10 protein-coding genes and 1 tRNA gene are annotated in these 13,727 nt (G+C 65.1%); 2 read left to right on the forward strand and 9 right to left on the reverse strand.

Translation table 11 applies throughout. The features are described 5' to 3' along the window. Positions 1–95 precede the first annotated feature (95 nt). Positions 96–1,472: a DNA repair protein RadA gene (gene radA / locus AC5P8Z_RS03375; protein ID WP_014646395.1), complete on the reverse strand. Its 1,377-nt coding sequence runs from the start codon at positions 1,470–1,472 to the stop codon at positions 96–98. Positions 1,473–1,621: 149 nt separating this feature from the next. Between radA and AC5P8Z_RS03380 the strand changes: the two genes are divergently transcribed. Then, the gene (locus AC5P8Z_RS03380) at positions 1,622–3,679 is read left to right on the forward strand and encodes a putative bifunctional diguanylate cyclase/phosphodiesterase (protein ID WP_495228095.1); all 2,058 of its coding nucleotides are present in this window, start codon (positions 1,622–1,624) and stop codon (positions 3,677–3,679) included. Positions 3,680–3,875: 196 nt separating this feature from the next. On the opposite strand, the gene cyoD is transcribed toward AC5P8Z_RS03380, so the two are convergent. From cyoD to cyoA, 4 genes are read right to left on the reverse strand one after another with little or no spacing between them, the layout of a single operon-like run. Further along, positions 3,876–4,217 (reverse strand): cytochrome o ubiquinol oxidase subunit IV, encoded by a 342-nt coding sequence (cyoD, locus tag AC5P8Z_RS03385; protein WP_125427875.1) that lies wholly within the window; start codon positions 4,215–4,217, stop codon positions 3,876–3,878. Further along, entirely contained in the window at positions 4,217–4,855 is a 639-nt protein-coding gene (gene cyoC / locus AC5P8Z_RS03390) for a cytochrome o ubiquinol oxidase subunit III (RefSeq protein ID WP_005408583.1), read from the reverse strand. Before cyoC ends, cyoD begins: the two co-directional genes overlap by 1 nt. Beyond that, positions 4,852–6,849: a cytochrome o ubiquinol oxidase subunit I gene (cyoB, locus tag AC5P8Z_RS03395; protein WP_286071288.1), complete on the reverse strand. Its 1,998-nt coding sequence runs from the start codon at positions 6,847–6,849 to the stop codon at positions 4,852–4,854. Before cyoB ends, cyoC begins: the two co-directional genes overlap by 4 nt. Before the next feature lie 2 nt (positions 6,850–6,851). Then, positions 6,852–7,892 carry a ubiquinol oxidase subunit II gene (gene cyoA / locus AC5P8Z_RS03400; RefSeq protein WP_107230228.1) on the reverse strand — a complete coding sequence of 347 codons (1,041 nt, stop codon included), beginning with the start codon at positions 7,890–7,892 and terminating at the stop codon, positions 6,852–6,854. A 351-nt stretch (positions 7,893–8,243) separates the two neighbouring features. Here cyoA and AC5P8Z_RS03405 point away from each other — a divergent pair, with 351 nt between their 5' ends. After that, complete coding sequence (locus AC5P8Z_RS03405) at positions 8,244–8,879, forward strand: GyrI-like domain-containing protein (RefSeq protein ID WP_495228096.1); 636 nt, start codon at positions 8,244–8,246, stop codon at positions 8,877–8,879. A 72-nt stretch (positions 8,880–8,951) separates the two neighbouring features. Here AC5P8Z_RS03405 and AC5P8Z_RS03410 read toward each other — a convergent pair. From AC5P8Z_RS03410 to AC5P8Z_RS03425, 4 genes are all read right to left on the reverse strand, one after another. Continuing rightward, positions 8,952–9,027 (reverse strand) — tRNA-Thr (locus AC5P8Z_RS03410). Between the two features lie 58 nt (positions 9,028–9,085). After that, positions 9,086–9,352, reverse strand: a complete 267-nt coding sequence (locus AC5P8Z_RS03415; protein WP_286071269.1) for a hypothetical protein — start codon at positions 9,350–9,352, stop codon at positions 9,086–9,088. Positions 9,353–9,546: 194 nt separating this feature from the next. Further along, the gene (locus AC5P8Z_RS03420) at positions 9,547–10,551 is read right to left on the reverse strand and encodes a 2-hydroxyacid dehydrogenase (RefSeq protein WP_295565583.1); all 1,005 of its coding nucleotides are present in this window, start codon (positions 10,549–10,551) and stop codon (positions 9,547–9,549) included. A 97-nt stretch (positions 10,552–10,648) separates the two neighbouring features. Further along, on the reverse strand, positions 10,649–13,516 hold the full coding sequence (locus AC5P8Z_RS03425) for an autotransporter domain-containing protein (RefSeq protein WP_495228099.1): 2,868 nt from the start codon (positions 13,514–13,516) through the stop codon (positions 10,649–10,651). Positions 13,517–13,727: the final 211 nt, after the last annotated feature.

The raw sequence follows: 13,727 nt of genomic DNA on the forward strand, positions 1-13,727 counted from the left end.
CTAGCACAGGGAAGCTGACCGTTGCCGTGCACACCGCCGCATTCCGCACGCGCGAAGGCAACGCCGGGCCATGCCCGGCGGGTGCGCGGCAGGCATCACGCCGCGTCGATGGCCTCGGACAGGCGCTCCACCGCAATCACTTCCATGCCTTTCACCGATCCGCCCTTGGGCGCATTGGCCTTGGGCACGATGGCGCGCTTGAAGCCGTGGGTGGCCGCCTCGCGCAGGCGGTCTTCGCCATTGGGCACCGGGCGGATCTCGCCGGACAGGCCAACCTCGCCAAAGGCGATCGTTTTTTCCGCCAGCGGCCGGTCCTGCAGCGAGGACAGCACCGCCAGCAGCACCGGCAGATCGGCGGCGGTCTCCTGCACACGGATGCCGCCCACCACGTTGACAAATACGTCCTGGTCGCCGACCAGCACACCGCCGTGGCGATGCAGCACGGCCAGCAGCATGGCCAGGCGGTTCTGCTCCAGGCCGACCGCGACACGGCGCGGGTTCGACAGCGGCGAGGCATCCACCAGCGCCTGCACCTCCACCAGCAGCGGACGGGTGCCCTCGCGGGTGACCATCACGCAGCTGCCCGGCTGATGGGTGCTGCCGCCGGACAGGAAGATCGCCGAAGGGTTGGAGACCTCCTTCAGGCCCTTGTCGCCCATCGCGAACACGCCCAGTTCGTTGACCGCGCCGAAGCGGTTCTTGAACGCACGCAACAGGCGGAAACGGCTGCCGCTCTCACCCTCGAAGTACAACACCGCATCGACCATGTGCTCGAGCACGCGCGGGCCGGCGATGCCGCCCTCCTTGGTGACGTGACCGACCAGGAACACCGCGGTGCCGGTCTCCTTGGCGAAGCGCACCAGCCGCGCAGCGCTCTCGCGCACCTGGCTGACCGAACCCGGCGCGGCGGTCAGGCTCTCGGTCCACAGGGTCTGCACCGAGTCAGCCACGATCAGCCGCGGGCCAGCCTTGGAAGCGTGCTGCAGGATCGACTCGACCCCGGTCTCGGCCAGGGCGTTGACGCCATCCAGCGGCAGTTCCAGCCGGTGCGCGCGGCCGGCCACCTGGGCCAGCGATTCCTCACCGGTGACATACAGCACCGGCAGCTCGGCGGCCATCTTCGCCACCGCCTGCAGCAGCAGGGTCGACTTGCCGATGCCCGGATCGCCACCGACCAGCACTACCGCACCTTCGACCAGGCCACCGCCGAGCACGCGATCAAACTCACCGATACCGGTACTGACCCGGCGGTGCTCGGTCTGCTCCACGTCCTTCAGCGCGGTGATCTTCGGCGGATCGATCTTGCCGGCCCAGCCGGCCCGGCGCGACGCCGGCGCCTTGGCCGCCGCCGCGCTCTCCAACACGATTTCCGACAGCGAGTTCCAGGCGTTGCACTCGGTGCACTGGCCCTGCCACTTGCTGAATTCGGCGCCGCATTCATTGCAGACGTAGGCGGTGCGGGCTTTTGCCATCGGATGATTTCCAGCAACGGGAACAGGCGTGGCAGGATAGCCGAGCCGGGTCGCAGGTGCTGCGACCGCTCAAGTCCTGCCCACCCGCGCCGATAGGGGTCGCGGGCGTGCGCCTTGCGGGCGCCCCTTCCTCCCCCACTGGATTCAACATGACTGGCAGTTACAGTCAGAGCTTGGTCATCATCTCCTTGCTGGTGGCCATTCTTGCTTCGTACACGGCGCTGGACATGGCCGGCCGCCTGGCCACGGCCGAGGGACGCGTGGCCCGCTGGTGGCTGGCTGGCGGCGCGGCGGCGATGGGCCTGGGCATCTGGTCGATGCACTTCATCGGCATGCTGGCCTTCGACCTGCCGATCCCGGTCGGCTACGACCTCGGCATCACCCTGTACTCGCTGGCAGTCTCGATCGGCGCATCGGCCTATGCGCTGTGGCTGGTGTCACGGCCCAGCCTGCCCTGGCGTCGGCTGCTGGCCGGCGCCGTACTGATGGGGCTGGGCATCGCGGCCATGCACTACCTGGGCATGGCCGCGATGCGCATGCAGCCGGGCATCGACTACCACCCCGGCTGGTTCGCCGCCTCGATCGCGGTAGCCATCGGTGCCGCTGGCGCCGCGCTGTGGATCGCGTTCCGCCTGCGCACCGAACAGCACCACACCCTCCTCCTGCGTGCGCTCGCATCGCTGGTGATGGGCCTGGCCATCGTCGGCATGCACTACACCGGCATGGCCGCGGCGGGTTTCCCCGAAGGCAGCATCTGCGGCGCCGTCGGCAGTGGCGGCATCGATACCCGCTGGCTGGCGGTGCTGGTGATCGTGACCACCGTGGCCACGCTGGGTATCGCCCTGGTCGCCTCGCTCTTCGACCGGCAGATGCGCGTGCGCACCGGCCTGTTGGCCGATTCGCTGGCGCATGCCAACGACAGGCTGATCCAGGCCGCCCTGCATGACCCGCTGACCCAGCTGCCCAACCGCATGCTGCTGCAGGATCGCATCGAGCAGGCCATCGAGAAGGCGCGGCGCCGCAACCACGCCGTGGCGGTAATGTTCTGCGACCTGGACGGCTTCAAGGCGGTCAACGATGCCTATGGCCACCAGCTCGGTGACCGCCTGCTGGTGGCAGTGGCGCAGCGCATCGGCGGGCTGCTGCGCCCGCAGGACACCTTCGCCCGCCTCGGCGGCGACGAGTTCGTGATCGTGCTGGCCATCGACATTCCCGACGATGCCGTGGTCGTGGCCGAGCGCATCATCGCTGCCGCGGGCGAGCCGTTCACCCTGGACGCGGCCGAACTGCAGGTCAGCGCCAGCCTGGGCATCGCCCTGTATCCGGATGATGCCCGCAACGAACGCGAGCTGATGGCGCATGCCGATGCGGCGATGTACCACACCAAGGAAACCGGCCGGAACGGCTATACCTTTTTCACGCCGTCGATGCAGCTGAGTGCCAACCGCCAGCTGCGCCTGCTGCAGGATCTGCGCAAGGCGATCACGCGCAACGAGCTGGTGCTGCATTACCAGCCCAAGTTCCCGGCAGCCGGTGCACCGGCCACCGGCGCCGAGGCCCTGCTGCGCTGGCAGCACCCGGAGCTGGGCCTGCTGGCACCGGATGTGTTCATTCCCATTGCCGAACGCAGTGGCCTGATCCTGCCGATCGGCGACTGGGTACTGGACCAGGCCTGCGCGCAGCTGCGGGCATGGCACGATGCCGGGCATGCGGAATGGACAATGGCGGTGAACCTGTCGCCGCTGCAGTTCGCCTCGCCGGCGCTGCTGCACAGCGTACGCGAGGTGCTGCGTCGGCACCGGATCGAACCGGCGCGGCTGACCCTGGAGATCACCGAGACCACGGCGATGAAGGACGTCGATGCCAGCCTCGCGATCCTCAACGACCTGACCGCGATGGGCGTGCACATCGCCATCGACGATTTCGGCACCGGCTATTCGAGCCTGTTGTACCTGAAGCGGATGCCGGCGACCGAACTGAAGATCGACCGCGCGTTCGTGCGCGATCTGGAATGCAATGACGAGGACGCCGCCATCGTGTCGTCGATCATTGCTTTGGGCCGCACCCTGCAGCTGCAGGTGGTGGCCGAAGGCGTGGAGACGCAGGCGCAGCGCGAGTACCTGAGCGAACTGGGGTGTGACCAGCTGCAGGGCTACCACCTGGGCCGGCCAATGGAAGCCGGAGAGTTCCTGCGCCGGGTGGGATGAGGTTTGCGTTGAGGCCGGATCCCTTGCCCCAAGGCAAGGGCTCTGACCCCATCCATGCATGGCGTGGAACTACCGGTAGAGCCGGCCGCTGGCCGGCTTCCCGCAATTACCGGCCAACGGCCGGCACCGCCCGTCCGCAGGAAAACAGAAAGGCCGCCCGAAGGCGGCCTTTCTGCGTGGCAACGTCGCGAGGACGTCAGTGCATCATGTGCACGTTCATGTTGTGCATGACCCACAGGGTACCGATCACGATGATGCCGATCACCACCACGGTGAAGGCCGCAGCGTTGACGTTCCAGCGGCTTTCCGAAGAGCGGTCCAGGTGCAGGAAGAACACCAGGTGGACCAGCATCTGCAGCACCGCGGTGATGGCGATGACGACACCGTTGACGGTGCGCGAGAAATCGCCCGACATCACCATCCAGAACGGGATGACGGTCAGCACCACCGCCAGCACGAAGCCGATCAGGTACGACTTCACGGTGCCATGGCTTTCGCCGCCGGTGCCGTGGTCGTGTGCATGGTTGTCATGTGCCATTACAGGGCTCCATTGAGGTAGACGACGGAGAACACACCGATCCAGATCAGGTCCAGGAAGTGCCAGAACAGGCTCAGGCACGCCATGCGGGTCTTGTTGGTCGGGGTCAGGCCGTACTTCTTCAGCTGCACGAACATCACCAGCAGCCACAGCAGGCCGGCGCTGACGTGCAGGCCGTGGGTACCGACCAGGGCGAAGAACGCCGACAGGAAGGCACTGCGGTCCGGACCGTAGCCTTGGTGGATCAGGTGCTGGAACTCCCACACTTCCATGCACATGAAGCCGAAGCCCAGCAGCCAGGTGATGCCCAGCCACAGGTACATCTGGCCCATCTGCTTGCGGTGCATGGCGATCATGCCCAGGCCGAAGGTCAGCGACGAGGTCAGCAGCAGCGCGGTTTCCCATGCCACGAACGGCAGTTCGAACAGGTCCTTCGCGGTGGGGCCACCATCGGTGCCGCCTGCCAGCACCACGTAGGTGGCGAACAGCGAGGCGAAGATGAGGCAGTCGCTCATCAGGTACACCCAGAAACCGAAGACGGTGTTGCCGCCGGTGTCGTGGTGCTCGTGGTCGTCATGGCCATGGGCCGCCGCGTGCGCGGCGTGCCCGTGGCTCAGGGTCGAGGTATTGGTGCTCATGCCTTCAGCTCCGACTTCACCAGGCCCTGGGCTTCCAGGTGCTTGCGGTGTTCGTTCTCGATGCGTTCCACCTCGGCGGCCGGGACCCAGTAGTCCACGTCCTGGTCGAAGGTGCGGTAGATGAACGTGGCGATCATGCCGACGAAGCCGACGATGGCCAGCCACCAGATGTGCCAGATCATCGCGAAGCCGAACACCAGGCTGAAGGCACCGATGACAACGCCCGTGCCGGTGTTGCGCGGCATGTGGATGTCGGTGTACTTGGCCGGCTTCGGCCAGGCTTCACCACGCTGCTTGCGCTCCCAGAAATCGTCCAGTTCGGTGACTTCCGGCAGGGTGCCGAAGTTGTAGAAGGCCGGCGGCGAAGAGGTTTCCCACTCCAGCGTACGGGCATCCCACGGGTCGCCGGTCAGGTCGACGGTCTTCTTGCGGTCGCGGATCGACACGGCCACCTGGATGATCTGGCACAGGATGCCGGCGCCGACAATGAAGGCACCGCAGGCAGCCACCAGCAGCAGCGGCTCGTAGGCCGGGTTGACGGTGCTCTGCAGGCGACGGGTCATGCCCATGAAGCCCAGCACGTACATCGGCATGAAGGTCACATAGAAGCCGATGAACCAGCACCAGAACGCGCACTTGCCCCAGAACTCGTTGAGGCGGAAGCCGAACATCTTCGGCCACCAGTAGGTGATGCCGGCGAACATGCCGAACACCACGCCGCCGATGATGACGTTGTGGAAGTGGGCGATCAGGAACAGGCTGTTGTGCAGCACGAAGTCAATGGCCGGGATCGCCAGCATCACGCCGGTCATGCCGCCGATGACGAAGGTGACCATGAAGCCGATGGTCCACAGCACCGGGGTGGTGAAGTGCACGCGGCCACGGAACATGGTGAACAGCCAGTTGAAGATCTTCACGCCGGTCGGGATCGAGATAATCATCGTCGTGATGCCGAAGAAGGCATTGACGTTGGCACCCGAGCCCATGGTGAAGAAGTGGTGCAGCCACACGATGAACGACAGCACGCCGATGCAGGCGGTGGCGTAGACCATGCCCTTGTAGCCGAACAGCGCCTTGCGCGAGAAGGTCGCGATGACTTCGGAGAACACACCGAACGCCGGCAGGACCAGGATGTACACCTCCGGGTGACCCCAGATCCAGATCAGGTTGATGTACAGCATGGCGTTGCCGCCACCGTCATTGGTGAAGAAGTGGGTGCCCAGGTAACGGTCCAGGGTCAGCAGCACCAGGGTGATGGTCAGCACCGGGAAGGCGGCGACGATCAGCACGTTGGTCACCAGGGCGGTCCAGGTGAACACCGGCATCTGCATCAGCTTCATGCTGGGGGTACGCATCTTCAGGATGGTGATGAAGAAGTTGATACCGCTCAGCGTGGTACCCAGGCCTGCGACCTGTAGACCCCAGATGTAGTAGTCCATGCCGACGCTTGGACTGTATTCGATGCCCGACAACGGCGGGAACGCCAGCCAGCCGGTAGCAGCGAACTCACCGATCCACAGCGACAGCATGATCAGCACAGCGCCCGACACGAACAGCCAGAAGCTGAGCGAGTTGACGAACGGGAACGCGACGTCGCGCGCACCGATCTGCAGCGGCACGGCCAGGTTCATCAGGCCGGTGATCAGCGGCATCGCCACGAAGAAGATCATGATCACGCCGTGGGCGGTGAAGATCTGGTCGTAGTGGTGCGGCGGCAGGTAACCCTCGGACCCGCCGACGGCGAGCGCCTGCTGGGTACGCATCATGATGGCGTCGGAGAAGCCGCGCAGCAGCATGACGAAGGCGACGATGAGGTACATCACGCCGATCTTCTTGTGGTCCACCGAGGTGAACCACTCCTTCCACAGATAGCCCCACAGCTTGAACTTGGTGATCAGGGCCATGACGCCCAGGCCACCCAGCACCGCGCCGACCAGGGTGGTCAGCACGATCGGATCGTGGGGGATCGACTCAAGAGAGAGTTTTCCCAACATGTTCATTCTCCCGAACCCGCGTGGCCAGCATGGCCAGCGTGTTCGTGTTCGGTGGCATCCAGGTTTTCACCCGATTCCTTGGAATCATGCGCGTCACTGGGGGCGTGGCCCTCGTGCGCTTCATGGCTGGCGGCATCGGCAGCGGCGGCACCGGCATGTTCATGCTTCATGCCGTAGTGCTTGTTGTCGCCCATGTGCTTGGCGATGACCCAGTTGAACAGGCCTTCTTCGGTCTTGCCGAAGTAGGTCACCGGGTACCACTCGGCGTTGCGTGCTTCACCCAGGGCCTTGAACGAAGCCTTGTCCAGCGTCTGCTCGCCGGCGCGGACCTGGTCCAGCCACTGGCGGTATTCGGCATCGGTGACCGAGTAGGCGGTGAAGTGCATCTTGGCGAAGCCCGCGCCGCTGTAGTGCGAGGACATGCCCGGGAATTCACCGGTCTCGTTGGCGATCAGATGGAGCTTGGTCTCCATCGCGGCCATCGAGTAGATCATGCTGCCCAGGTGCGGGATGAAGAAGGCATTCATCACTGTGTCGGACGTGATCTTGAAGTTCAGCGGCGTGTTGACCGGGAACTTGATTTCGTTGACGACCGCCACCTTCTCTTCCGGATAGATGAACAGCCACTTCCAGTCCAGCGAGATCGCCTCGATGGTGACCGGCTTGACGTCCGATTCCAGCGGCTTGTACGGGTCCAGCGCGTGCGACGAACGCCAGGTCAGGACCGCCAGCACCAGCACGATCATGCAGGGAATGGACCACACCACCACCTCGATCGCCGTCGAGTGGGACCACTTCGGCTCGTAGCGGGCCTTGGTGTTGGAGGCGCGATACTTCCACGCGAAGGTCAGGGTCATGATGATGACCGGGATGACGACCAGCAGCATGAGCACGGTAGCCGTGATCAGCAGGGTCTTCTCATCCTGGCCGATCTGGCCCTTCGGACTGAGGATGGCCACGGCATCGCAGCCGGTGAGCATCACCAGCAACGAGAGCAGCAGGCCCGGGCGCAACCAGCGCCCAAGGGTTTTCAACGGAATCATCGGTCGATCCAATTGCGAGGGAATGCCGTTCCCCGTCCTGCCTGTCCCGGCAAACGCCGGTCCCGCCGGTCCGGAAGACAGGCAGGGAGGTGGGGTCGAGTCAGCCTTTCAATTTTAGGCCGTCACCCACCATTTAAGAAAGGCATTGACAATGATCGGGCGCAGGAAAGGCCCGTTTCAGGCTGCGACACGTTGTCGCAGTGCGCAACTGCGGCGGGCAGAACGCGCGGGGGAGCATCGTGGAATCGGGCGATGCCGCCTGCTCCGCCCGTGTTCGGCAAAGTGACCTGAACATGTTCAGACACGCGCGCGCAGGCGATGCATGGGATGCTCGGCGTCGGAGGAAGCCCCATGGACAAGATCGACTTCAAGAAGCGCGATCGCGCGTTGTACCAGCCCCCGGCGGGCCGGTTCGTGACGGTGGACGTCCCGCCCCTGCCCTACCTGATGGTCGACGGTCGCGGCGATCCGAATACCGCCCCCGCGTATGTGCAGGCGGTGCAGCGGCTGTATTCGGTGACCTATGCACTGAAGTTCGCGCTGAAGGCCAGGGGCCAGGACTACGTGGTGCCACCGCTGGAAGCGCTTTGGACCGCCGAGGATCCGTCGAGCTTTGTGGCACGCCGCAAGGATGAGTGGAGGTGGACGGTGATGATCCGTACGCCGGACGGGATCCGTCCAGCGCAGTTGGAGGCTGCCATCGCCAAGGCGGCGAAGAAGCTGGGCGACGTTCCTGCCAGCTTTCGCCATGAGATTCTTGAAGAGGGCCTCTGCCTGCAGACCCTGCATGTAGGCGCCTACGATGACGAGGGCCCGGCGCTGGCCCATCTGCACGACGAACTGATGCCTTCGCTGGGTTACACCTTCGCCGGCGCCCATCACGAGATCTACCTGAGCGACCCGCGCGGGACCGACGCTGCGCGGTTGAAGACCGTGCTGCGGCAGCCGGTGCGGGCGCTTGAACCTGACAAGTATTCGCGCTCATGACACAAGGCCTGCGACTGCTTCAAATCGCCCAAACAAAAAGCCCCGGCCAAGGCCGGGGCTTTTCATCAAACATGGTGCCGGAAACAGGAGTCGAACCTGCGACCTACGCATTACGAATGCGCCGCTCTACCAACTGAGCTATTCCGGCTTAGCAGGTAATTCTAGAGGGTGCCGGTCAGCAGGTCAATTGAAGCCTCCCCCAGGGTCTACCGCTGCCCCGCCCTGCCGCGGCGGATCGACTGAACGGCCAGGAAGACAAAGAACAGGCAGAAGAACACCAAGCCAGTCAGGGCAATATCGTGCATACCGCCCAGCTGCCCGCTCGTGGTCCGGCTCCACAGGTAGCGGACCGCCAGGATGATGATCAGCAGCACTACCATGAGGTTGACCCACTTCAGGGCACCTCGGAACGTCGTCTTATTCATAGGTACAGGCATCGTCGGCGGCCCCTTCGCCGCCTTGATGGTACGCATCACATTTCGAGCCGTCGCGCCGCGCCACAGCACGGGCGCTCGACGCCATCGCATGCGATCCGGACGCCATTGGAGCCGCCATCGAAGCTGGCATCGCCGTCCGCCACCAGCCCCCTTCGACTACGCCTCGCGTTCGTGTGGATCCGGGGATATGGCGCGCGACGAAGCAGGCGTCGCAGTCACGATGTGCCGGATCAGCCAGCCCCCACTGCATTGGCGCACACCCGTCCGGCCGCAAAATCCTTCAGGTTCCCCAGCGTAATCGCCGAGATCTCCTGCAGCGCCTCCACGGTGAAGAAGCCTTGGTGGCCGGTCACCAGCACGTTGGGGAAGGTCATCAGGCGCTGGAAGGCCTCGTCGTCGATGATCTCGCCGGACAGGTCCTGGAAGAACAGCGCGCTTTCCTGTTCGTACACGTCGATGGCCAGGTGGCCGAGCCGGCGCGACTTCAGCGCGCGGATCACCGCATGGGTGTCCACCAGTGCGCCGCGCGAGGTATTGACCAGCATCGCACCCGGCTTCATCCGCGCCAGCGAGGCGTCGTTGATCAGGTGCTGGGTTTCGGGTGTCAGCGGGCAGTGCAGCGAGACGATGTCGGCGCGCGCCAGCAGTTCGTCCAACCCCACCATGTCGCCCACGCCGACGAAGGCTGGCGACGGATACGGGTCATGCCCCAGTACCGTGCAACCCATGCCCTTGAAGATGCGCGCAGTGGCCAGGCCGATCTTGCCGGTACCCACAATGCCGACGGTGCGGCCATGCAGGGTACGCCCCAGCAGGCCATCGAGCATGAAGTTGCCTTCGCGCACGCGGTTGTAGGCGCGGTGTGTCTGCCGGTTTAGGGTCATCACCAGCGCCAGCGCATGCTCGGCCACGGCTTCGGGCGAGTACGCAGGCACCCGCGCAACGAACAGGTCCAGCGCTTTCGCGGCGGCCAGGTCCACATTGTTGAAGCCCGCACAGCGCAGCAGCACCGCGCGCACACCCAACGCATGCAGCGCATGCAGCACCGGTGCATCCAGCCGGTCGTTGACGAACACGCAGACCGCTGCGCAGTCCTGTGCCAGCGCCGCCGTATGCACGTCCAGCGCCACATCGAAGTACACGAAGGCAAAGCCGTCCCCAGACGCATCGCGCTGGTTGGCCTCATCAAGGAAACGACGGTCGTAGGGACGGGCACTGAAGACGGCGATCTGCATGGTCGGGCCTGGGTGGAATGCCCTGCCGACCATACCGCAGCTGCGCCCGCGTTGGGATGGCACCGGCGATGCAGGCATCGCCGGTGCCACGTGCCACTCAGAACCGGTAGCCCAGGCCCAGCATCACGCCGTTCTGGATCTGCCCGTCCCGGCGCTCGCCCACATAGTCGGCCATGATCGACAACCGTTCGCTGGCGCGGCTGGTCACGCCCAGGTTCCAGGCCAGCACCTGCTCGCCCACCGCCTGGCTGCTGGCGCCGAACACCAGGTCCGGTGCTGCCGCAAAACCGGTGCTGTAACGGGCCTGCGAATCGCCCAGCTCCTTCTGCCAGACCACCCGGGCGCGCGGGGTGATGCGCTCGCCGTTGTTGCCTTCGAACGTCTTGAACAGCTGCAGGCCCGCACCCACGCGGATGCTTTCCAGGCTCCCGCTGCGACCGATCAGTGCTCCGGCGCCCTGCCCTTCATTGAAGCGCGTGGCCGAAGTGCGCGCGTAATCCACCACCGGCAGCAGCGGCTGGATCACCAGGCCCTTGCCGGTGGTGAAGGAGAACGCGTGCTCGACCCGCGCGGAAACTGCATCGTTGTTGTACTTGGCACGCAGCGGCTGCTGCAGGCCGTCGATACCACTCACGCTGCGTCGGGTGTCGTGACGCAGATCGGTATAGCGCACCGCTGCCGACAGATAGCCGCGCGAATAGGTCGCATCCAGATACCCGCCGATATCCAGCGCGCGCACGTCACCGCTGAAGTCGGAACCGTCGCTGCCCTTGGTCGACATGTCGGCCGCCGCCACGCTGACACCCAGGGTGACGCGGTCATCGGCCACGCGGGTGTCAGCACCGACCACGATGCCGCCGACGGTGTGGCTCAGGCCAGCCACGCCGCCATCGGCATCGATGCGGCCATGGCTGGCGAACCCGCGCGCCCACAGGCCATGGCTGGCATCAGCGCTGCCACCGCTACCACCCGCCGCCGGCTCGACCAGGTGCATGGCCAGCTGGTTGAACAGGCTGCCGTGGCGCATGCCCGGCTGCGCCGACACCGACTGCGCGGCCTGCGAAGCCAACCCGTCTGCATCGCCGCCACTGCGCATCGCCGCCTGGTGCTGTTGCACGACGTTGCCGATGCTGCCGACCAGTGCATTGTCTGCCAGTCGAAGGCTGGCGTGCGCGTCACCGCGCAGAACACCGGCCTGCTGGGCAATCACGTCACGGTCGGCGAACTGCAGTGCGCCCAGCAACAACTTCAGACCATCGTCCTGGCGATTGCTGGCCGTCGCCAGCGCGCGTCCCAGACCGTCGCCCGATGTGCCGTTGGCAAACAGTCCCAACTGGTCGAATCCGGGATTGGCCGTCAGCCACAGGCCTTCTGCCGTCTGCTTCACATTGAAGCTCAGCAGCGAGTTGTGGCGTGGGCGGAACACCTCACCGCCTTTGATGCTGGCGCTGTAGCCGGTATCGCCCAGGCGCACGGCCTCTTCGAACCCGCCCTGGTAGATCGGGCCCTGCACGAGATCGCGACGGAAATCCTGGCCGTAGTAGCCCTGCGCCACGTTCAGTTCGAGGAAGGCGCCCTTGGAGATCACCAGTGCGCCGTCGGTCTGCTGGCTGTCGAAGAAGCTGCCCACGCGGATGCGGCCACTACCGGCGCCGCCGTTCTCGGTGACGTCGAACAAGACCTTGCCGCCCGGCATGATGTTGACGTAGCCGTGGGTGACCAGATCGCCACCGCGCGGCATCAGCGTGCCGTAGACACGCAGGCGGTTGAAGCCATCCTCGCGCCAGGACGGTCGCGTCCCGCTGGCCAGTGCACTGAGATCCATCGCGGTACCTGCCACGTCACCGTGGCCAACCAGCGTGCCGGCGCTCATCACGCGCACCTCCGAAGCACGCAGCGCGCCCCCCTCCAGGGCGATGGTGCCGTTGTCGACCAGCATGAAGTCGGCACCGGTGGTCGCGGAGGTCCGCCATGTGGCGCCATTGGTCACGCGGATCACGCCCATGGAGTCGTCCAGCGTGGATATATCCAGGTCGCCCAGGCGCAGCTTGGACAACAGCAGGGCCTTGTAGGTGGGATCGTTCTGGTAGTCCTGTACCGAATTCGCGCCGATGCCCTGCGGACCGTTGCTGGAAGCGTTGTAGATGCTCTGCGCCAGGTTGATGTAGGTGGACTGCCAGTTGGTGTTCCAGCGCGCGAAATCGTCATCGACGAAGGTCTGCAGCTGGCGACCGGTGCGCAGGTAGCCGGGATTGATGTCGCCGCTCACGTTCGCACTCACGTTCAACGTATCGTCTGGATCGCGATAGCCGTTCGCAGTGATGATCCTGTTGCTGTAGATGTCCTGCCCGGGGAACGACTCCAGCCTGCTGCCGCTGCCGTCGGGGTCGAAGGTGACCGAGGGGCCGGTACCGCGTGCCGGATCGCGGAACACCAGCAATCCGTTCGGCTGCACCACCTCGTACATGGCCTTGTGCAGCAGACCGGCATCCATGCCTCCACCGTAGTTGCCGGTATAGATCTGGGTCATGCGCGGCGACGGCGTGTAGATCACCTTGCCGCCGCTGCTGGCCGCGTGGATCTGCACCGAGTCGATGATCGGCAGGTCGCCGGCCAGATACCGTTCTACGCCACCGGACTGCATGATCGAGCAGGACGAGATGCAGTGGCCGGAGACGATGGTGTTCAGTCCGGAAGTGCGGATGATGCCCTGCAGCCACTCGCCGGCGATCAACGCGCCACCATTGGACGTGCGCAGCACTACCTCACGGATCGGGCGGCCCTCGGCCTGCGCCTTGGCCAGCAATGCGGGCAGCGACACCACGTCGGCATAGGTCACCCCGCCACTCAGGAAGATGCGATCGCCCTGCACGTGATAACTCATTGCCATGACGTCATCAGTCGCCGCGAGGGTGCCAACGCCCATCAGCCCGGCCAGGGCCAGGCTCAACTTCGAATACTTCATGTGTTCTCTCTCCACCCGCAACACGCGGGTCCAGAGCCAAACGGCCGAGCGTCGGGATCTCCCCCAGCGCATCTGGTGTAGAAAAATGAATGCATTCACAATGTGACAGCGCGTGCTGCACACTCTTCCCCATCCGGTCATCGTCGCGTAAAACTCGATGACGCATCCGCCAATGTCCGCCGAGGCCTGTCCTGTCCGCCCCGTCCCCCCT

This window comes from Stenotrophomonas sp. YJH_SMC_17, assembly GCF_059371655.1.

Coding starts and splice junctions, on each gene's coding strand:
- radA (WP_014646395.1), bottom strand. CDS start 1,472: ATGGCAAAAGCCCGCACCGCCTACGTCTGCAATGAATGCGGCGCCGAA.
- AC5P8Z_RS03380 (WP_495228095.1), top strand. CDS start 1,622: ATGACTGGCAGTTACAGTCAGAGCTTGGTCATCATCTCCTTGCTGGTG.
- cyoD (WP_125427875.1), bottom strand. CDS start 4,217: ATGGCACATGACAACCATGCACACGACCACGGCACCGGCGGCGAAAGC.
- cyoC (WP_005408583.1), bottom strand. CDS start 4,855: ATGAGCACCAATACCTCGACCCTGAGCCACGGGCACGCCGCGCACGCG.
- cyoB (WP_286071288.1), bottom strand. CDS start 6,849: ATGTTGGGAAAACTCTCTCTTGAGTCGATCCCCCACGATCCGATCGTG.
- cyoA (WP_107230228.1), bottom strand. CDS start 7,892: ATGATTCCGTTGAAAACCCTTGGGCGCTGGTTGCGCCCGGGCCTGCTG.
- AC5P8Z_RS03405 (WP_495228096.1), top strand. CDS start 8,244: ATGGACAAGATCGACTTCAAGAAGCGCGATCGCGCGTTGTACCAGCCC.
- AC5P8Z_RS03415 (WP_286071269.1), bottom strand. CDS start 9,352: ATGCGTACCATCAAGGCGGCGAAGGGGCCGCCGACGATGCCTGTACCT.
- AC5P8Z_RS03420 (WP_295565583.1), bottom strand. CDS start 10,551: ATGCAGATCGCCGTCTTCAGTGCCCGTCCCTACGACCGTCGTTTCCTT.
- AC5P8Z_RS03425 (WP_495228099.1), bottom strand. CDS start 13,516: ATGAAGTATTCGAAGTTGAGCCTGGCCCTGGCCGGGCTGATGGGCGTT.